Consider the following 19,906-nt stretch of genomic DNA (forward strand, 5'->3'; position numbering starts at 1 on the left):
CTCGACACTCGGCGGTGGACCGGAGGGTAGGTCGGCATGGTCTCTCGCATCTACCAGCGTCGGCGGGCCAATTCAATCCATCGGGCGCTCGCGCTCCCAAGCCCGGACCAAATTCGTTAAGGTCCGATTGACCGGCACCGAATCGTCGCTCTCGCACGCGCGAACTACATATTTATTGATGGCTTCGATTTCGGTTCGCCTGCCCGCCAGCACGTCCTGTCGCATCGAGGAGGTATTCCTCGCCGTGGCCTCGGCGACGCGCTCGACCGCGCGGACAGCCTCGTCGTCGCCCAGTTCGACGCCCTCGGCGCGGGCCACCCCGGCCGTCTCGCGCGCGGCATCGGCGGCGACTTCGCGGGCGGGACCGTCGAGGAGCGCGCCGTTCTCGACCCGCGCGAGGGCCGTGGTGGCATTGATACCGGCGTTGACCGCCAGCTTCTCCCAGAGGCGGCGCGGCATGTCGTCGGCGACCGTGGTCCGGAGGCCCGCGGCGTCGAACGCCCGGCCGACGCGGTCGGCGATTTGGGAGGTCCCGCCCTCGCGCGGACCGAGGACGACTTTCCCTTCGCCGGTACACTCCACGACGCCGGGGTCGGACAGGACCGCGCCGTAGGTCACGGTGCCCGCGAGGACCGGGCAGTCGAGATGGTCGGCCAGAATCTCCTCGTTGCCCATCCCGTTCTGGAGCGAGAGCGCGGCGTCGATTCGCCCGGTGGCCAGGATTTCGGCGGCCTCCTCGGTGTCGAAGGCTTTGACCGTCACGACCGCGAGGTCGGCCGCGAGGTCCGACCCGTCGGTGGTCGCATCGGGACGGACCTCGAAGTCGAACCGGCCGTCGTCCTCCCCGGTCGCGTCCGCGACGCGCAGGCCCTCCTCGCGCACCGCGGCGACGTGGGGATTTCGCCCGACCAGCGTGACCTCGTGTTCGCGGGCGAGGAGACCACCCACGAGGCTTCCGAGGCTTCCCGCACCGAACACGACGATTTCCATGTCGAGGCCTTGGAACCGGGGGTAGAAAAGTCGGGGCGTCTCGGTGGTCCATTGAAATAGCAAGCGACGTGCAGGGGAAGAACTTCTTGCAACCCAGTGGTGTGTATCTTGCAACCCAGTGGTGTGTATAACCGGTAAGTTTAATTGGGTAGCGAAAGTACTAGAATTTGGTACCAGCGGACCGCCTCCAAGGAGAAAAGCCTCTGACTGGACCAAGAAGCGTTGCAAGCCGTGAAACTGGTTCACCCACGCTGCTCTCCTTGGCGGCTGCCGTCATTCCAATTTGACGTACTGCGACTCTGAAAAGTATCTTCATCGAACCCCGAGAGTGGGAGTATTAGTCCCGGGGGGTGATTCTATGTGTCGCAAGCGGAGTCAGTTGGCCGACCTACGCAGTCAGCATGACCACCAGCTTGACAACGTTGACGATGAACCGCACGACGAGGTTCGCTGTTCGCAAGTACCGGCGCGTCTTCGACGCCGGTTCCGACTCGTCGTCGGTCCGAGTATCGTCTGCCGTCATTCCATTGACGTCGGGGTTTCGGCTCGGTCGGTACCAGCGAACCGGCCGTCCCCGACAAAGTATCTGATTCGCGGACATGATTAAAACGTTTGCATAGCCTCTCGAAATACGAGAGCAGAGTGTGCAACGAAACTTCGAGGTATAAACTGGACACAGGTTCAGCCCTATAGTATCAGACTTCCTCGGGACGATACTCCGCGACGATAGCGTCGTCGTTCTCGAACACGACCACGAAGGCCTCCGAGTCCTCGACCGAGCGAATCTTGCCGGCGGGTTGGCCGTCGGTGTGCAGGTAGAGGTAGTCGGGCGTGACGTTAGCCTCGCTCATTCGGTCGGCGAGGCAGGCCGCGTCGTCGCAGACGTTGAGCGAAAAGTACAGCGACTTCTGGCGTTGCCACTCGCCCGCGCCCTCCCACTCGACGCCCCAGTAGCCGACGAGGAGTTGCCGGTCCGAGAGCAGGGGAAGCCACTCGGCGGTGCGCTCGCCGACCGAGACGAACGTGGCGTTCGGGCGCGTCTCGGTCTGAATCCACTCCATGGCCTCTGCGTCGCCGTCGCTGAGGTGGCTCGGCATCCGGTTGCTCGCGTCGAAGACGCTCTGGTACTGGCTGACCGGGTAGTTCGTCACGAACAGCGCGCCAGCGCCGACGCTGTAGGACAGCAGCAGTCCGACCACCGCGAGCGAGACGGCCCGGTCGGGAAGGTCGAACTCCAGTTTCCGCCGGACAAGCGGGACCAAATCCTCCATCAGAACTTTGGCGCAGACCAGCGCGACGATGACAAACAGGAACTGGGACTTGTGGGTGACGAACGCGAGCGCGACGAACCACGCCGGGAGAAACCACTCCCGGCGCGCGACCAGCAGCATCATCCCGAGGAGAAACACCACGTGCCAAATCGAGAGCAGTTCGGTCCGGGGCGGCACGACCATCAGGAGTCTCGCCGCGGCGGGCGCGACGGCCGCCAGACCGCCGTGGGTCCCCGACGCGTCGAGGAGCGGCTGGGTGCCGAACCGGGAGGCCACGGTCACGAGCCACGGCGATGCGACCAGCAGTCCCCCGCCCGCGACCGACGCGCCGAGGCCGAGTCCGCCCCGACCCCGGTCCACGAGCGCCCAGAAGATGACGTAGCTCGCGCCGAAGAACAGCGCGTAGCGGACGTGGCTCAGGAGCGTGAGGCCGAACAGCGCGGCCCCGGCGAGCGCGTAGCGCCGCCGATGCGCTCCGAAGAGTCGGACGCCGACGTAGAGGCCAGCGAGCGCGAAGAAGTACGCCCCGCCGCGGACGACCCCGCCGGACGAGAGGTGCCACTTGAAAATCTCCGGCGAGGTCGCACCGATGACGGCCGCAATTCCGGCCTGCCGCCGCGAGTCGAGGACCTCCTCGGCGAGGAAGTAGAACGGGACGAGGTACAGGACGGCGTACACCTGCGGGAGGACTCGACTCGCCGTCAGCGGGCCGACGCCGAGGACCTCGCGCACCACCGCCAGCAGGTAGAACATCAGCGGCGGGTAAGCGAACGGGAGTCCGTCGGCCGTGTAGCCGGGAATCGTCCGCGGGAGCGCGTAGCCGTTGGCCGCAATCTGGTTTGCCATCTCGTTGAACAGGCCCGCCGTCAACGTCGGTAGTCGTAGACCGCGAGGTGGCCGCCGGAGAGGAGCATCGACGCGACGAGCGCGGGAGCGAGAAAGGGCAGATGGCGTCGGAGCGATTTCATTCAGTCTCTAAGCGAGACTCTAAAACTCCCGCCACATAACTGTGGTAACATTCGCGTCCGCCGAACTTGCGGTCAGAAAAAGAAGGTCGCGTCAGTCCTCGGTCCAGTACATCAGGGCTTCCTTGGGTTCGCCGCAGTTCGGGCACTCCTCGGGGATACCCTCGTCGATTTCGCCCATCTCGCCGCACTCGGTACACCGCCACATCAGTTCGCCCTCGCCGAACTCGTGGCCCGCGCGGGAGTGTTCGACGCTCATGCTCTCGACGCCCTCGCGGGTCGAGACGAAGAAGCCGCCCTTCTCCAACCCGCGAACGTTCCCGATTTCGTTGCCGTCCTCGTCGTAGACGGTCTGACCGAAACTAATTTCGAGCATCTTCTCCTCGGCTTCCGCGTCTCCGTCCTCTGCGGGTTGCTCTCCGTGTCCACTCATACTGCGAGATACGGCGTCGGCCCTGATAAAGCCCGTCGCCGATTTGAACCAGTAGAGAACGGGGTGGCGGTCGCGGTGTGGCGGCGGGGCGGTCGCGGTGTGGCGGCGGGGCGGTCGCGGAACGGGTGCAGCGGTCGCGGTACGCACCAGCAGTTCTACCGCGAGCGAACGAAGTGAGCGAGCGGACCAAGGAATCCCTCGAAGAAGCGCCGGAGGCGCTTCTGAGGGGGTGACGCCGTGTTGTCGGGAGCGGAGCGACCGACTGCTCGGAAGACGCGGTTTGTCTTCCGGTGTTTTTGATCAACCTTTTGCAAGGGAGGGAGACGAGCGCCTCTGGCGCTCGTCTTCTCGACCGCTGGAAAAGGTTGTCTTACATGAAGTCAGCGATACTCCCCTGCTTGTTCTTGTCGTTCTCGAAGATACTTTCGAGCGACCGGTCGAGGATGTCGAGACGCTGTTTGGTGTACTCCCGGCAGTCGTACTTCTCGGCCACCTGAATCGCCGTCTCCATGTACTTGTTCACCGACCCTTGGTGGACCGTGAGGTTGACCTGCCCGCCGCACTCCCGGCACTCCTTGGTCAAGGGCATCCGGCGGTACTTCTCGCCGCAGTCGAGACACCGGGTCTCTTGGCGGGAGAACGCCCGGAGGTTCCCGATGAGGTCCGGCAGGAAGTGGTACTCGATGACGCGCTCGGCCACGTCGGTCTCGTCCACCGACCGGAGCTTTCTGGAGAGTTCCAGCTGGGCGTCCATCTTGTCCATCATCGACCCGAGGGTCTTGTACGCCGAGAGGTCCGGCCCCAAGGCGATGTTGGAAGTGTCGTGAGTGTGGTCGAAGTCGGTGTACTCCCGGTCGGTCCCGAGGTTCTCCTCGGCGATGGTCACCAAGTCCTCGACCTCCTCGGGGTCGGCCATCTCGCGGGTCGCCTCGTAGAACTCGCGGGGGTACTCCCGCACGATGTCCATGTTGTGGGCCTCGTCGTCGATTTCGGAAGGGTCGATGCGCGAGGACATGACGAGGGGCGCGTCCATCTGACCACCCCGCTTGTCAGGCAAGAATTCTTTACTGAAGTTTAAAAGCCCATCCATAAGAAGCATAACACAATCCTCGTCTCCGTCACAATTCCTTCTTTTTGCGGCGTGAAAGTACGGATGTGCATATCCAACTGCCGCCGAGGTGAACCCGACTATTCGGCCCACGACCGCCGCGGAGGTGTGAGGAGCCATGCCGAAGACCAGCTCACCGACGAGTTCGTCGCGCTCCTCGACTTCGTAGAACGGTTCTAGTCCGTAGTACTGGGTCAGGAGGTCGTCAACGAAGTCGGCGGTCTGGAGGAGATGCTCGGCCGCGCCGTCCGAGAGGACGATGTCCTGCACTTTGAGTTCGACCAGTTGGTCGTCGTGGCGGAGCGGATCGCCGTGGATGTCCTCGTCGTAGCCCAGCGACCGGAAGTGGTCTGCGGTCACGTCGAGTTCCGAGGGGCGGACCGAGGTCACGGGCAGGTCAGTCATGTCGTAGCGGACCGTGCCGTCCTTGAACGCCGAGACGTCGTGTTTGGCTCGGAGGATGCCCTTCTCGATTGGTTCGGGCGTCTTGTACGACGAGGACAACCCTTTCACGCCTTTGAGGGTGTCGAAGGCGTTCTCGCGCTCGCCGACCGATTCGAGCGCCGACCGGAACTCGTCGTTGATGTCGAGGGTTCGGCGCTCGACCGGCGTGGCCTCGACTTCACAGCGGTCGCAAATCGCGCGCCCCGACTCGTCCAGTTCGACCACCGAGTCGCAGTCGGGGCACGTGAAGTGCGCGAAGGTGTTGCCGCCGCACTCCGGACACTGGCACTTGAAGGTGTGTTCGCCGCAGTCCTCGCACTCCCGGCGGCCGACTTGGGCATCGACCATGCCGGGGGTACTCTCCATGTCGGGGGCGTGCTTCGCGGCGGCGGCCACGTCGCGCTGGCTCCCGCCCGCCTCGCCGATGGGGAAGAGGGTGTGGACCGCGGGCGAGAGCTCGCGCTCCTCGGACTTCTCGGGGCGGCCCATCCGGTTGCCGATGCGGGTCGGGGCGCGCTCGCGGACCTCGAAGGGCGCGACTTCGTTCACGGCTCGGACCGCGTTGTCGCCGTCTTCGGCTTCGCCCCAGTTTCGGGCCTCTTCCGAGAGGTCGTCCCACGTCTTTTCGAGGTCGCCGGACACGTCGATGGCGACCCCCAGCGAGCGCGCGAGGGGTCGCCAGTCGGGAATTTGGATGGTGTCCTCGTACTGGGTGTGAGGGACGAGGATGCATTCGAGCGCGGTGCGGACCGCCTCCTCGGTGAACTCGATTCGCAACTCGTCGCCCCCGGTCGCTCCACTCGCTCGTCCGTCACCGTCGCCGCCGTCCACGATGTCGCCGTCTGCGACCGCCTCGGCGAGGGCCTCGAACTGGGAGACGGTGAGGTCGTGCCAGAGGTAGGTGAACTTCGGGTGGAGCGGGCAGTCGTACTCGGTGGCCCACGTCAGGGCCTCGTCGGCGCTCGGGTCCGAGAGGTCCACGCTCGGGGAGTCCCGGAGCGCCTGCACGTCGGCACCGGCCTCCTCGAAGTCCTGTCTCCACCACTCGACGGTGTAGGAGGCGGGAGCGAGCGGGTGGTTGTTCTCCACGAACTCGCCGTAGTTGACCAGATACTCCCCGAGGTCGAGAATCTTCTCGACGCCGTTGCGGAGTTCCAGCGCCTCGTCGGGGTCGTCGATGCGTCGCACGTCGCCGTTGGCGAGGCGCACCGTGGGACCTTCGATGGAGTCCACCGGCACCACGCCCGCGGCCTTGCCGGGGCGCTCGGTCTTGATCTGGGTCCCGGTTGCGAGGAAGTCGTCCACGAGGTGCATCGTCGCGGGGTGGACGCCCGCCGTCGCAAATCCGTGATTGCGCGCTCGGCCGTAGCGCAGGCGGAACCCGCCGGACTCGCTGGGGTGGCCGAAGACCGGGCGGCCGGCGATGAGGTCCCGCAGGAACTTCTTGGCGGGTTCGACGCGGGGCGGGCCGTCGGGGACGGAGTCCTCTTCCTCGCCCTCGTCGGCGACCTCGTCGGCGTCTTCGTCGGATTCCTCCGCCTCGGCGTCGTCCGCTTCATCTGCTTCGTCGCCGCCGTCCTTGCCGATGGTGCCGTCGATGAGGTCCTGCAACCACGGCCAGTCGATTTCGTCCAGATTCCGGGTGTACCGCTGAATCTTGGGCGCTTTGAGCGCGATACCCTCCGCGAGGACGAGACACATGCCACCGCGCGGGTTGTTGGTGTCCACCCGTTCGAGGTCGCGGAACCCCGAGACCTCCTCGTCGCCCGTGGACTCCCCGTCGAGCATGATTGGCATGTGTTTAGAAATGAATTTTGTTTCTTTATCCTTGGGAGAGTATTGTAAGCCGGTCTCTTTGTCGTAGAGATTTATCTCCTCGGCGTAGCGTTCGATTTCCTCCTCGCGGGCGTCGTACTCCGACATCCCGACGAGCGCGCGGGTGTAGTCGGCCACGAGGACCGACAGCGCCTGTGCTGTCCCACCCGCGGAGCGAATCGGCCCGGCGTAGTAGACGTTGACGAACTCGGTGCCGTCGTCGTTTTCGAGGATTTCCACTTTGTCGATGCCCTCGATGGGCGCGGCGACCACGCCCTCGGTCAGGAGGGCGACCGCCGTTCGGACTGCCCCCTCGACTTTCCCGGCCTTCGATTCGTAGTCGCCGACCCGGCCCTCTGCGAAGTCCTCGGCGAGTTCGAGTGCGGCTTCTTCCCTGCTCATCTCGCCCTCCAACTCTCGGACGCGCTCGGCGACCCCTTCGATGCCGAGGATGTTCTCCACGCGGTCGGCCATGTCCTTGGCGACCGGAATCTCGACTTCGGGCTTTGGGTCGCCGCTGTTTTCGCGGGCCTCGCGGGCGACCCCGAAGGCGTCGTCCAAGTCGGCTTCGATGTCCTCGAAGTACTGCTCGTCCTCCTCGCGCATCTATAGCCAGAGGTCGAGGTCGGTGGGTTCGTCGGGTTCGCGTTCCAACTCGTCCTCGAAGGTCTTCATGTACAGTTCCCCGGCGAAGACCGTGGCCGAGTCGAGGTGGCCCGCGAGCGTCTGGCCGCTCCGGCGCGAGAGGACGGCGTGAGTGTGGGCGAATCGCTCGCCGTCCAGCCACGAGACGTTACCGACGCACGCGGCGACTTCGAGCGGCTCGTCGAACTCGACTTCGCGGTACTCCAGTTCCGACTGGTCGTAGAACCAGACTGTCGCGTCCTGTACCGCGCCCATGGCGACGAACCACGCCGCGTCCACATCTTCGTCGTCCGCGAGCGATTCGATTTCGGTGCGCCACTCCTCGCCGTGTCCGAGTCTCGCAACGAATTCGCGGTCCCCTGAGACCTCCCGGTAGTTCATATACTGTGGAACGAGGACCGTCGGCAAAAAGGTTCAGTATTGGCTCGTTACCACATCGGGTGGGGTCCCAACTACGCCGAGGCGAGTCGCAATCGACTCGGCCGACCGCGCAAAAAATCGAAAAGGAGGAAATCGCTACTGCCAGTCTTGGAGGGCGACGCTTCCGGATACGGAGACCGAAAGCCACGCCTCGTCGGCGGTCGTGTCTGCGATGATGAGTCGCTCCGTGCGACCATCATCGTCCAGCGAGGCCATGACCTCGCGCTGTGCGACCGAATTCGACGGGGTGGCCGTATTGGGGGCCATATGTGACACATGGTATCACGGGGTAATAAACGCTCCGAAACGACAAACCGCGAGTAAAAAGCGAAGCCTTCAAGTATTGTTAAACGTTACCATGCATCATTAATACCAGCTTCCGTTCACGAGCACACCGAAGAACTCAAATTAATTCCAGCTTACTATAGCAGAAATAATTAGCTGGACGGGTAAATACGTCTAGAGACAAAGCAATTCGGGCGCTAAGGCGGGGTTTCTCGAAGAAATAAGCGGTAAGTTTATCCGGGCCGGTTTACAATGGGCGGTTGGATGACAGATACTGACAACCTCAACCGCCGTCGTTTCCTGCAGGCGACCGGCGGTGCGGCATCGGCTGTAGCCCTCGCTGGCTGTACGGGGACGAGCGACAACAACGACAGCGACGAGACCCAGAACGAGAACAAGGGACAGGACGCGCCCGACGTCGGAAATAACTACCTCCGTCTCGTCAACTCCACGATGAGCACGCTGGACCCGGTCAAGGCGACCGACACCGCCTCCGGGCAGGTTATCCAGCAGGTGTTCGACGCCCTGATGAACTACCCGAACGGTACCATCGACGTCAAGGGTCAAATCGCCAAAGGCTACGAGACCTCCGAGGACTTCAAGACGTACACTATCAACCTCAAGGAAGGCGTCAAGTTCCACAACGGCGACGAAGTCACGGCGCAGGACTTCGTCTACTCCTTCGAGCGTCTCGCCCAGTCTGACAACTCCCGGCGCGCGTACTTCATCCTCGACTCCATCGGCGTCAAACACGAGAAGGAGACGGTCACGAAAGACGGCGAGGAGACGGAGGTCTACAAGCCCGACTCGATGGCTGTCACGGCCAAAGACGACTACACCATCGAGATGCAGCTCAAAGAGCCGTTCCACGCCACCATCGAGATGCTGGCGTACACCTCCTTCGCCGCCGTGCCGGAAGGCATCGTCGGCGACATCGAGGGCTACGAGGGCGAGATGAGCCACAAGAAGTTCTCGACCAAGAACCCCGTCGGTGCTGGCCCCTTCAAGTTCGACAAGTGGGAGAGCAACACCGAAGCCAAGGTCTCGAAGTACGAGGACTACCACGGTAGCACGGCGAACATCGACGGTGTTCACTGGAACATCTCGTCGAACTCCGACGCCATCTACAACTACGGTGTCGTCAACCAGAACGCCGACATGGTGACGAACGAACAGCTCCCGACGGCCAAATACAACCCGAACAAGGTCAACGTCGAGAAGACCGACGACCTCGGCCGGAAGGTCGGTACCTACGGTCCGACCAAGAGCGACAAGAAGATGGACTACACCGGGTTCGCCACCATCAACGCCTTCTACATCGGCTTCAACACCGACGCCGTCCCGAAGCCGGTCCGGAAGGCCGCCGCCTACGCGCTCAACCAGGAGCAGGCCGTCGACAAGGTGTTCAAGGGCCGCGGTGAGAGTTCGTATCACTTCACCCCGCCGTCGATTTACCCCGGCGGAGCCCCGGAGTACACCAAGCACGCCAAGGAGAACTACCCCTACGGCTACGACGAGGCCAAGCTCGACAAGGCCAAGGAAGTCATGGAAGAGGCTGGCTACGGCCCGGACAACAAGGCCAAGGTCACGTTCACCGTCTACGAGTCCTCGGACACGTGGCCCGAACTGGCGAAGCTCCTGCGCGACAAGCTCACCAGCGCCCACGTCGACATGAGCGTCGAGAAGGCACCCTTCTCGACCCTGCTCAAGCGCGGTCGGAACGGCAACCTCGAAGCCTACTCGCTCGGCTGGATTATGGACTGGCCCGCGCCGGACAACTTCCTCCAGCTGCTGTACCCGCCGATGACCGACACGTCGAAGGACGCCCCGGTCTCGTACCTCAACTGGTCCGAGACGGACGCGGCCGAGAACGCGACCAAGGCGTGGGAGACCGTCCAGAACAACCCCAAGCCGACGGACGCGGCGGAGAAGAAGCGTAACGAAGCCTACATCACGATGGAGGAGGCCAACTGGGAGGACGTCGCCATGCTCCCGACCTACCACCGCATGGACGAGCGCTTCAAGTACAAGTGGGTCGACTGTCCGCGCTTCGGCGGTGCCGGATTCAGTCGCCAGATGTTCAACAACGTCAAAATCGGCGAGCGCGAGTAAACGCGCCGATACGGATTTCTTTTTCTCGGGCGCGCTAACCATATACGAATCGCGTCTACGGCCAGTAGCGGAGCCGTAAACCGGATTGGCCGGTTAGTATCCGAAAGCGCAAGACATAATGAGAGGACCCACAAATTTATCACCCATGTGCGCGGTCCAGTTTGGGTACGTACAATTCGACGGGAGTAGCCGCAGTCGCGGCGGTGGTTCGCCGTGAGCAGGTGGCAATACTTCGCAAAGCGTGTACTACTATCGGTTCCAGTGCTGTTATTCGGGGCCTCGATCACGTTTCTCGTGATTCGAGCCGGGCCGCTCGACCCGGTATCGGCTATTCTGGGACCGCAAGGCGATCCGCAGGCCTACAACGCCATCAGAGACCAACTCGGTCTCGACCAACCGCTCTGGCAACAGTACATCGACTACATGGTCAACATGTTCACCCTGAACTTGGGTGAATCGTGGGTTCTTCAGCCCGACACCAGCGTCTACTCGCTGGTCGTCAGCTACGCGCCCCGGACCATCTGGCTGGGATTCTGGGCGGTGCTCATCGCCATCTTCGTCGGCATCCCGCTCGGTTTCTACGCCGGACTCAACCCCAACACGTTCAGCGACTACATCGCGTCGTTCGGTGGTATCGTCTGGCGTGCGATGCCGAACTTCTGGCTGGCCGTGATTCTGATGAGCGTCCTCTCCCAGTCCGAGAAGTTCTTCTTCGGCTTCAACTGGGAAGGATTCCTCTACGCGACCAACGTGACGGGACCACCGCCGCTGGGCGACCTTACCTCGGTGGACGGTTTTCTGAAGGCGCTGAAGAAAATCGCCCCGGCCGCGCTCGTCCTCGGCTCGGCGTCGATGGGTAACGAGATGCGTATCGGGCGGACCGCGGTGCTGGAGACTGTCAACTCCAACTTCATCGAGACGGCGAGAGCGAAGGGCGTTCCGCCCCGGTCGCTCGTCTGGAAGCACATCTTCCGGAACGCGCTCATCCCGCTCGTCCCGATTATCACCGGCGAGGCGTTCATCCTCCTCGGCGGGTCGGTGCTGGTCGAGAGCGTCTTCGACATCAGCGGCATCGGCTACCTGTTCTTCCAGGCGATCAAGAACGGCGACATGCCCCTAGTCGGGTCGCTGATGTTCATCTTCATCCTACTCGTCGTCCTCATCAACATCATGCAAGACTTCCTGTACACGATAATCGACCCGCGAGTCGGCTACGACGGAGGTGCCTGACATGAGTGTCGACCAAGAACGAGACGACGCGCCGATTCGAGAGCGCATCCGCGAGAATCCCGGCCCGGCGCTGGGTTGGCTGGCCGGTGCGCTTCTGCTGTTCGCGCTCGAAGCGGGCGCAGTCGTCCACCTCGTGACGAATCTCCTCGGCACTCCGGTCGAACTGCCGACGCTCCTCTCGCGCGACCTCATCCCGAACAACGGGTACCAGACGTCGAGTGGAGTGTGGAAGGATACCTTCCTCGGCCTCGCGCCAGCCTACGCGTGGGCCATCCGCGTCGTCCTCGTCTACGCCTACGCGTTCGTCTGGATGCTCTGGCTCTGGCGAGGCTACCTCGTCTTCCGCGAGCACTACCGATACGCCGACTGGACGCCCCGTGACGACATGATAGACCGACTTCGCGGCCACCGATGGGGTCAGTTCGGCGCAGTCATCGTCTTCGGGTTCGTCATCCTCGCGCTGTTCGCTCCGGCGCTGGGTCCGACTACCGTCGAACGAACGATTTCGAACCCGTACTCCCACCACATCGAGTACTACAACGACCAGGGTCAGTTGGAGAACATCACGGTCGGGGCGGCCAACCTCGGGTCGCGCTCGCAGGGGACGCCCGACCGCAACGTCGGCCCGATGTCGTACGACAACTACGGCCGATGGCACCCCTTCGGGACGTTACCGACAGGGAAGGACATGTTCACCTTCATGGCGGCCGGAGCGAGGGTATCGCTGTTCATCGGCCTCATCTCCATCGGGGTGAGCGGCTTCCTCGCGGCGGCGTTCGCGCTGTTGACGGCCTACTACAAGGGGCTGGTAGACCTCGTGGTGGTCATCGTGGGTGACTCTATAATGTCGTTACCCAGACTACTGTTCGTGATGCTACTGTCGGTAGTCCTCGGAGACACGTGGATAGCCGACATCTACAGCGGCGCGCTCGTGCTGGCGCTCATCTTCGCCGGAACCGGGTGGCCCTTCCTCTGGCGGTCGGTGCGTGGGCCAGCGATGCAGGTCTCCGAGCAGGAGTGGATCGACGCAGCCAAGAGCTTCGGCCAGCGACCGAGCGTCACGATGAAAAAGCACATGGCTCCGTACATCTTGGGCTATCTGCTGGTGTACGCGTCCATGACGCTCGGCGGTATCATCGTCGCGGTCGCGGGCCTGTCGTTCCTCGGGCTGGGCATCAACCCGCCGACGCCCGAGTGGGGACGCGCGGTCGACATCGGCCAGTCGTACGTCACCACGTCGTCGTGGCACATCTCGTTCATCCCCGGCGTGATGATCGTGCTGGTCGTGACCGCGTTCAACGCGCTCGGCGACGGCATCCGCGACGCCATCGACCCGCAGAGTGAGGGCGGCGAAGGCGACGGTGCCGAAGTCGCGGCGACCGGAGGTGGTGCCTGATGGCACAGAAAGAGACCTCCGCGGTCCGCAGCGAGGAGGAACCCCTCCTCTCCGTGGACAACCTCCAGACGGCCTTCTTCACCGACAAGGAGGTCATCCGCGCGGTCGACGGCGTGAACTTCGACATCCACCGAGGCGAGACGGTCGGTATCGTCGGCGAGTCCGGGTCCGGCAAGAGCGTGACCGCCCGGTCCATCATGGGACTCGTCGATTCGCCCGGTCGCGTCCTCAGCGGGAGTAGCATCACCTTCCGCGGCGAGGAGCTGACCGAAAAGAGCGAGAAGCAGTACCGGAGCCTCCGCGGGAGCGACATCGCAATGGTGTTCCAGGACCCGCTGACCTCGCTCAACCCGGTGTACACGGTGGGCAACCAAATCAAGGAGGCGCTCCGGCTCCACCAAGACTTGCGGGGCGCGGCCGCCACCGAGGAGGCCATCAACCTGCTCGAAGCGGTCGGGATTCCGGACGCCTCGCGGCGCGTCAAGGAGTACCCCCACGAGTTCTCCGGCGGGATGCGCCAGCGCGCGGTCATCGCCATGGCGCTGGCCTGCGACCCGGAGCTACTCATCTGCGACGAGCCGACCACGGCGCTCGACGTGACGATACAGGCTCAGATTCTGGAGCTGCTTCAAGACTTGCAGGAGGAGCGAGACCTCGCCATCATGTTCATCACCCACGACATGGGCGTCATCGCGGAGATTTCCGACCGCGTGAACGTGATGTACGCGGGCGAAATCGTCGAGAGCGCGCCGGTCGAAGAGCTGTTCGAGAACCCGCGCCACCCCTACACGCAGGGTCTCCTCCAGTCGATTCCGGGCAATCAGCCCGACGCCGACCGGCTCTCGACCATCGAGGGCGACGTGCCGACGCCGAACGAACCCGCGGGCTACTGCCGGTTCGAGCCGCGGTGTCCGAAGGCGTTCGAGGACTGCACGCGAGTCCACCCGGCGTCGGTCGAGGTCAACGACGAGGCCGACGACCACACCGCGGCGTGCCTCCTCTACCCCGAGGACGCGTCGCAGGCTGAGGCCGTCGAGTTACACGAGCAGTTAGAGAGCGAGCGAGAGGTGAGCGAACGATGAGCGAACAAGTCCAACAGGAGTCCGTCAGCGTCGCCACGGGCGAGACGCTCGTAGAGGTCAACGACCTCAAAACCTACTACGACGAGGGCGGAATCGTCGATTCGAATCCCGTCAAAGCAGTCGACGGCGTAAACTTCGAAATCAAGCGCGGGGAGACCCTCGGGCTGGTCGGCGAGTCCGGGTGTGGCAAGACCACGCTCGGCCGGACGCTCATCCAGTTGGAGGACGCCACCTCGGGCGAAGTGCTGTTCGACGGCACCGACATCACGGAGCTGTCCGGGACGGAACTCAAAGACTGGCGGCGCAACAGCCAGATGGTGTTCCAAGACCCCGAGTCCAGCCTCAACGACCGGATGACCGTCGGCGAAATCATCCGGGAGCCGCTGGACGTTCACGACTGGAACACGCCCCAAGAGCGCCGCGAGCGAGTGCGCGAACTCCTCGACGTGGTGGGGCTTCAGCCCGAACACTACTACCGATACCCCCACCAGTTCTCGGGCGGCCAGCGCCAGCGCATCGGCATCGCCCGAGCGTTGGCCCTCGAACCCGAGTTCGTCGTGCTGGACGAACCGGTCTCGGCGCTGGACGTGTCGGTGCAGGCCCAGATTCTGAACCTCTTGGAGGACCTCCAGGACGAGTTCGGCCTGACCTACCTGTTCATCGCTCACGACCTCTCGGTGGTTCGCCACATCTGCGACCGCGTGGCCGTGATGTACCTCGGAAACATCATGGAACTGGGCGACACCTCGGAACTGTTCGACAACCCGAAGAACCCCTACACCCACGCCCTGCTGTCGGCGATTCCGGAACCCGACCCCACGTCGGCGAAGGACCGCATCACCCTGCGCGGGACGCCGCCGAGTCCCCGCGACCCGCCGAAGGGGTGTCCGTTCACGACTCGGTGTCCGATGAAGATTCGGCCCGAGAAGTACCAGGACATGAGCGCCGACACGTGGGTCGCCATCGAGGTGTTCCGCGAGGTGCTTCGGGAACGGTCGCGCGCCGAGAAGTCGCTGACCGAGCAGGCCAAAGAGCTGCTCGGCATGGAGACGCGCTTCTCCGACATCGGCGAAATCAAGCAGGAACTGTTCGGCGACATCGACCTCTCCTCGGAAGTCGAGCGTCACATCGACGAGGCGGCCCAACACGTCGAGGACAACGACGAGGAGGCCGCTCGGAGGGTCCTGCGCGAGGAGTTCGGGAGCATCTGTGACAACCAGAAGCCCGACAACCACGTCGTCAGCGACACCGGGCGCGTCAGTCACTGCCACCGGCACATGTCGGAGTACACCGACCCCGACGAGTTCGTCCCCTACACCGAACGGTAGATGTCTCAGACCACGACTTCGCGGCGCGCGCGCCAAGCCCTCGACGCCGTGATGTACGGCCTCGCTGTCGCCGCAATCGTGTTCGTCGTCGGCACAGTCATCGGACTCGTCCTCGGCGGCGGCCTCGTGACCGCGAAGTTCGTGATGTTCTTCGTCGGCATCCTCATGTTCGGCTACGCCACCTTCCAACTCCGACCGGACCCGCCGTGGGACACCAAGGAGACCGACGACGGCAAGGTGAAGGTGACCAAGAACGAACCCGACGGCTCTGTCGTCGGCGGACGCGACGAGACGAAGTTTCAGGCGACCGTCCAGCGGATTCCGCCGCTCTCGCAGTACTCGCTCCCGCCCGACGACCGCCTCTCGGTCGGCGCGAAGCTGTTCGTCGCCAGTCTGGCGACGCTCGCGTGGTCGTTCGTGATGGAGACGGTCTTCGGCGTCGTGGCGTGAGAGAGCCTGAGACAACTCTTCGTCTTCCAAACCAACCCAATCATTAGTTAAACGTGTATTTCTATACCCTAAACAAATCTAAAATTGGTCGTGGGTTTTGCGGTCGGCGCGCGCTGGCGTCTTGCCGAACGGAGAGGCAAGGCTCGTGGGAGTTTGCCTCCCACGGCGCGAGTTCATCTCGCGCCATCGTCGCGCGAGGTTGTCGGGAGCGTAGCGACCGACTGCTCGGCAGACGCGGTTTGTCTGCCGGTGGACGAGCGAGCGGAGTCTTGCTGAGCGTAGCGAAGCAACGGCTCGGAAGACGAGCGAAGCGATGTCTTCCGGTGCGAGCGAGGAGGTTGGGGAGGTATGAGGTCCGCGGTTGCGATTCTCATAGGCTTCGGCAATAGCTAGCTTCTCCGCTGCTTTCCACCGTTAAGTAGCGTCCCGTTCGCCGACTTTCTCGACAGGAACCGACTGGTCTGAAAATCCGTTCTTCTCTCGCTTCCCCTTCGTTGGTCTTCAAACAACAGTTTTTACCCGCAGCAAGTCGTCAGACGGACACATGCCAAAGACTGGGGACGGCGACGACAAACCCGACTACGCCGAGCAGATCTCCGCGAGCGCGGACGTTCACAAGGGCGCGTGGCAACGCACCCTCGACGACATGGAGTCGATGGCCGAGGAGATGCGCGAGGAAGGGTGGGACGTCGTGACCGTCGCCGCGGGTCACACCGCACCGACCAACCCCGATTCGGGCGAGACCGACCGCTGGGGATTCGTCCACGTCATTCCCGACAACAAGGCCGAGCCGTTCTCCGAAGCGGTCGAGACCGGCAAGTTCCCCGAGTACCGGGTGTTCCGCAACGAGATGCAGGGGCGCATCTTCATGCTCACGCAACTGCTGGACCCCGAGACGGGGACTGCCATCCTCCTCGCGGGCAACTTCGAGACGCGCCACGCGCCGGGGCTGGTCAAGACCGCGCTGAAAGAGGATATGATGTACACCCACGTCCAGAAGTTGGACCAGACCCATCTGGGGTCGTTCCGCCACGACGACGTGGAGAAGTTCTTCCCCGACCCGCACAAGTACGCGGGGTACGACGTGCCTTTCGAGGGCGTGCTGGACGAGGAAGACGAGGATTCGGAGTAACCGGTTTCTATCTGCTTTTTGGGCAGGCGGTAGTCGAGTTCTCACTTTTGCTCGCTCTCGAACGGGGTCGAACCCCGCAAAACTGAGCCTCGAAACGACCAGCGCGAATGTGCGGTTCGTAGACTACAAGACGCCCCAACCCGTAACGCGGCAACATGAAAGTCGGCGAAGCCATGACGCCCCGCTCGGAGGTCGTTACCGTGGAGCTTCCGGGCACCCGCGACGACGTGCTAGAGTACCTACAGGAACGCTCGTTCTCGTCCGTCCCCGTGGTCAAGAACGAGGAGGGGAACGAGAAGTTCCGAGGTCTCGTCTCCCGAGATAACCTCATCGAGAACCCCGACGAGGACCAGCTTGCGATGCTGATGCGCGACGTCCCGACCACCACGCAGGACACCACCATCGAGGAGGCCGCGGCGCTGATGGTCTCGGAGGGTGCGCGCCGCGTGCCGGTCGTTGACGGCGAGTTGGAAGGGATAATCACCGTGACCGACGTGGTGCGGGCCATCGCCGACGGCGACGCTGACGGCGACGAGAAGGTCGGCGACATCGCCTCGCGCGACGTGAACACCACCTACGTCGAGGTGCCCCTGACGGTCGCCGAGCGCGAACTCTACTACGCCAACCTACCCTACGCGGTCGTCCTCGGCGAGGACGGCGAGATGGACGGCGTGCTGACCGAAGTGGACATCATCGAGGTCGCTCGCGTCGTGGAGGGCGAAGACGACACCGGCGACTCCATCGCCGACGAGGACGACGACTGGAAGTGGGAGTCCATCAAGGCGGTCGGCAAGCGCTACCTGCCGACGCGGAACGTCGAGATTCCCGCCGCGCCGGTCGAGGAGTTCATGACCGACGACGTGGTGACCGTCTCGGGCGAGAAGACCGCCAAGGAGGTCGCCCAGATGATGCTCCGCAACGACGTCGAGCAGATTCCGCTGGTGAACGGCGACCGGCTCACGGGCATCGTCCGCGACGTGAACCTGCTGGAGGCGCTACGATGAGTAGCTCCGACCTCGTGGAACTGGCCAAGCGCCGGGGCTACTTCTTCCAGTCGGCGGGTGCCTACGGCGGCGTCTCTGGCTTCTACACCTACGGTCCGCAGGGCGCGACGCTGAAGGACAACATCGAGGACTCGTGGCGCGACCGGTTCCAGCGCCGCGAGGGCCACCGCGAAATCGACGCCCCGACCGTGATGCCCGAACCCGTCTTCGAGGCCTCGGGCCACCTCGACACCTTCGACGACATGCTGGTCGAGTGCCCCGAGTGCGGCGCGAGCCACCGCGCGGATCACCTCGTGGAAGACAACACCGACATCGAGGAGGCCGAGAGCATCTCGATTCCGGACATCGAAGACCTCATCGCGGACCACGACCTGCAGTGTCCCAGTTGCGGTGCCGCGTTGGGCGGCGAACCGGTCGAGGAGTTCAACCTGATGTTCGAGACGAACATCGGACCGGGTAGCTCCTCGCCGGGCTATCTGCGTCCCGAGACCGCGCAGGGCATCTTCGTGGAGTTCCCGCAACTCGCCGAGTACGCGCGCAACCAGCTACCCTTCGGCATCACGCAAATCGGCAAGGCCTACCGGAACGAGATTTCTCCTCGGAAGTCCATCGTCCGGGTTCGGGAGTTCACGCAGGCCGAACTGGAGCACTTCATCGACCCGACCGAGGACGAACCCGACATCGACCGGGTGGCCGACGTGGAGCTTCCGCTCTACCCCGCCGAGAAGCAGGAAGAGGAGGACGGCACCGAGTACGTCCACAAGACGGTTCAGGAAGCGGTTGACGAGGGGCTGGTCCACGAGTGGGTCGCCTACTATCTGGGCGTCGGCAAGCAGTGGTACGAGTCCATCGGCGTGGACATGGACCGGTTCCGGTTCCGTCAGCACCTCTCGGGCGAACTCGCTCACTACGCCGCGGACTGCTGGGACGCCGAGGCCGAGGTTGGCGCGGCGCGGAGCGCCGCGGAAGATTCGAGCGGTGACGAACCGCGAGACGGCGGCGACTGGATAGAGATTACGGGCTACGCCTACCGGAGCGACTACGACCTGAGCAAACACGACGAGTACTCCGACGACGACTTCACCGTCTTCAAGCAGTACGACGAGCCGAAGGTCGTCGAGCGCGCCACCGTGGACCCCGACATGAGCTACCTCGGTCCGGAGTTCGGCGGCGCGGCGGGCGACATCGCCGACGCGCTCGAAGAACTGGCCGAGCGCGACCGGGCCGCCTTCGAGGACGACGAGATTACGGTCGAGGTTGACGGCGAGGAGTACACGCTCCCCGCCGAGAAGACCGGCTTCAGCGTCGAGGAGCAGAAGGAGACGGGCGAACACGTCATGCCCCACGTCGTGGAACCCTCCATCGGTATCGACCGAGTCATCTACACCGTCCTCGACCACGCCTACGAGACCGACGAAGTCGAGGACGAGACGCGGAGCTATCTCGCGCTCGAACCCGGCGTCGCGCCGACTTTCGTCGGCGTCTTCCCGCTGGTCAGCAAGGACGGGATGGACGACCGCGCCCGCGAAATCGCGGACGACCTCCGCGCCGAGGGCCTCGACGTGACCTACGACGACTCGGGGAGCATCGGCCGACGCTACCGTCGCCAGGACGAGGTCGGGACGCCGTTCTGCGTCACCGTAGACGACGAGACGGCCGAGACGGTCACACTCCGCGAGCGCGACTCGACCGAACAGGTCCGGGTCCCCATCGACGACCTGCCGGAGGTACTCGCCGACCTCCGCGAGGGCGAAGTCACCTTCGCGGAACTGGACGCGCCCAAAGCCGAACAGTAA

Annotated in this window: 16 protein-coding genes; 9 read left to right on the forward strand and 7 right to left on the reverse strand. The window is 63.8% G+C overall.

Annotated features, from left to right (window positions below):
- Positions 1–72 precede the first annotated feature (72 nt).
- The 7 genes from EPL01_RS01965 to EPL01_RS21360 all read right to left on the reverse strand — a co-directional run bounded on the left by EPL01_RS01965 (position 73) and on the right by EPL01_RS21360 (position 8,358).
- On the reverse strand, positions 73–990 hold the full coding sequence (locus EPL01_RS01965) for a ketopantoate reductase family protein (RefSeq protein WP_135823573.1): 918 nt from the start codon (positions 988–990) through the stop codon (positions 73–75).
- 388 nt (positions 991–1,378) lie between these two features.
- Positions 1,379–1,513, reverse strand: a complete 135-nt coding sequence (locus EPL01_RS22340; protein WP_281275325.1) for a hypothetical protein — start codon at positions 1,511–1,513, stop codon at positions 1,379–1,381.
- Positions 1,514–1,685: 172 nt separating this feature from the next.
- On the reverse strand, positions 1,686–3,131 hold the full coding sequence (locus EPL01_RS01970; protein WP_135823574.1) for a glycosyltransferase family 39 protein: 1,446 nt from the start codon (positions 3,129–3,131) through the stop codon (positions 1,686–1,688).
- A gap of 189 nt (positions 3,132–3,320) precedes the next feature.
- Complete coding sequence (locus tag EPL01_RS01975) at positions 3,321–3,659, reverse strand: DUF7130 family rubredoxin-like protein (protein ID WP_135823575.1); 339 nt, start codon at positions 3,657–3,659, stop codon at positions 3,321–3,323.
- A 370-nt stretch (positions 3,660–4,029) separates the two neighbouring features.
- Positions 4,030–7,632 carry a DNA polymerase II large subunit gene (locus EPL01_RS01980; RefSeq protein WP_135823576.1) on the reverse strand — a complete coding sequence of 1,201 codons (3,603 nt, stop codon included), beginning with the start codon at positions 7,630–7,632 and terminating at the stop codon, positions 4,030–4,032.
- Positions 7,633–8,052, reverse strand: a complete 420-nt coding sequence (locus EPL01_RS01985) for a PPC domain-containing DNA-binding protein (RefSeq protein ID WP_135823577.1) — start codon at positions 8,050–8,052, stop codon at positions 7,633–7,635.
- Positions 8,053–8,187: 135 nt separating this feature from the next.
- Positions 8,188–8,358 carry a DUF7556 family protein gene (locus tag EPL01_RS21360; protein ID WP_168215780.1) on the reverse strand — a complete coding sequence of 57 codons (171 nt, stop codon included), beginning with the start codon at positions 8,356–8,358 and terminating at the stop codon, positions 8,188–8,190.
- A 282-nt stretch (positions 8,359–8,640) separates the two neighbouring features.
- Here EPL01_RS21360 and EPL01_RS01990 point away from each other — a divergent pair, with 282 nt between their 5' ends.
- From EPL01_RS01990 to glyS, 9 genes are all read left to right on the forward strand, one after another.
- Entirely contained in the window at positions 8,641–10,488 is a 1,848-nt protein-coding gene (locus EPL01_RS01990; protein ID WP_135823578.1) for an ABC transporter substrate-binding protein, read from the forward strand.
- 213 nt (positions 10,489–10,701) lie between these two features.
- Positions 10,702–11,718: an ABC transporter permease gene (locus EPL01_RS01995; RefSeq protein WP_135823579.1), complete on the forward strand. Its 1,017-nt coding sequence runs from the start codon at positions 10,702–10,704 to the stop codon at positions 11,716–11,718.
- 1 nt (position 11,719) lies between these two features.
- Positions 11,720–13,114 carry an ABC transporter permease gene (locus tag EPL01_RS02000; protein WP_135823580.1) on the forward strand — a complete coding sequence of 465 codons (1,395 nt, stop codon included), beginning with the start codon at positions 11,720–11,722 and terminating at the stop codon, positions 13,112–13,114.
- Positions 13,114–14,196, forward strand: coding sequence for an ABC transporter ATP-binding protein (locus EPL01_RS02005; protein ID WP_135823581.1), 1,083 nt, complete (start codon positions 13,114–13,116; stop codon positions 14,194–14,196). The genes EPL01_RS02000 and EPL01_RS02005 overlap by 1 nt, the downstream gene beginning before the upstream one ends.
- The gene (locus EPL01_RS02010) at positions 14,193–15,524 is read left to right on the forward strand and encodes an ABC transporter ATP-binding protein (protein ID WP_135823582.1); all 1,332 of its coding nucleotides are present in this window, start codon (positions 14,193–14,195) and stop codon (positions 15,522–15,524) included. Before EPL01_RS02005 ends, EPL01_RS02010 begins: the two co-directional genes overlap by 4 nt.
- Entirely contained in the window at positions 15,525–15,974 is a 450-nt protein-coding gene (locus tag EPL01_RS02015; RefSeq protein WP_135823583.1) for a DUF7555 family protein, read from the forward strand.
- Between the two features lie 544 nt (positions 15,975–16,518).
- Positions 16,519–17,106, forward strand: a complete 588-nt coding sequence (locus EPL01_RS02020) for a DUF7529 family protein (protein WP_135823584.1) — start codon at positions 16,519–16,521, stop codon at positions 17,104–17,106.
- A 155-nt stretch (positions 17,107–17,261) separates the two neighbouring features.
- A complete protein-coding gene (locus tag EPL01_RS02025; protein ID WP_135823585.1) occupies positions 17,262–18,110 on the forward strand; it encodes a CBS domain-containing protein in 849 nt (282 codons plus the stop codon).
- Entirely contained in the window at positions 18,107–19,906 is a 1,800-nt protein-coding gene (gene glyS, locus EPL01_RS02030) for a glycine--tRNA ligase (RefSeq protein ID WP_135823586.1), read from the forward strand. The genes EPL01_RS02025 and glyS overlap by 4 nt, the downstream gene beginning before the upstream one ends.

The sequence above is a fragment of the Halorussus ruber genome (assembly GCF_004765785.1).
Lineage (GTDB): Archaea > Halobacteriota > Halobacteria > Halobacteriales > Haladaptataceae > Halorussus > Halorussus ruber.

Bases quoted from the DNA above. Each gene is read 5' to 3' on its own strand.
- EPL01_RS01965 (WP_135823573.1), bottom strand. From the start codon at position 990: ATGGAAATCGTCGTGTTCGGTGCGGGAAGCCTCGGAAGCCTCGTGGGT.
- EPL01_RS22340 (WP_281275325.1), bottom strand. From the start codon at position 1,513: ATGACGGCAGACGATACTCGGACCGACGACGAGTCGGAACCGGCGTCG.
- EPL01_RS01975 (WP_135823575.1), bottom strand. From the start codon at position 3,659: ATGAGTGGACACGGAGAGCAACCCGCAGAGGACGGAGACGCGGAAGCC.
- EPL01_RS01980 (WP_135823576.1), bottom strand. From the start codon at position 7,632: ATGCGCGAGGAGGACGAGCAGTACTTCGAGGACATCGAAGCCGACTTG.
- EPL01_RS01985 (WP_135823577.1), bottom strand. From the start codon at position 8,052: ATGAACTACCGGGAGGTCTCAGGGGACCGCGAATTCGTTGCGAGACTC.
- EPL01_RS21360 (WP_168215780.1), bottom strand. From the start codon at position 8,358: ATGGCCCCCAATACGGCCACCCCGTCGAATTCGGTCGCACAGCGCGAG.
- EPL01_RS01990 (WP_135823578.1), top strand. From the start codon at position 8,641: ATGACAGATACTGACAACCTCAACCGCCGTCGTTTCCTGCAGGCGACC.
- EPL01_RS02000 (WP_135823580.1), top strand. From the start codon at position 11,720: ATGAGTGTCGACCAAGAACGAGACGACGCGCCGATTCGAGAGCGCATC.
- EPL01_RS02005 (WP_135823581.1), top strand. From the start codon at position 13,114: ATGGCACAGAAAGAGACCTCCGCGGTCCGCAGCGAGGAGGAACCCCTC.
- EPL01_RS02010 (WP_135823582.1), top strand. From the start codon at position 14,193: ATGAGCGAACAAGTCCAACAGGAGTCCGTCAGCGTCGCCACGGGCGAG.
- EPL01_RS02015 (WP_135823583.1), top strand. From the start codon at position 15,525: ATGTCTCAGACCACGACTTCGCGGCGCGCGCGCCAAGCCCTCGACGCC.
- EPL01_RS02020 (WP_135823584.1), top strand. From the start codon at position 16,519: ATGCCAAAGACTGGGGACGGCGACGACAAACCCGACTACGCCGAGCAG.
- EPL01_RS02025 (WP_135823585.1), top strand. From the start codon at position 17,262: ATGAAAGTCGGCGAAGCCATGACGCCCCGCTCGGAGGTCGTTACCGTG.
- glyS (WP_135823586.1), top strand. From the start codon at position 18,107: ATGAGTAGCTCCGACCTCGTGGAACTGGCCAAGCGCCGGGGCTACTTC.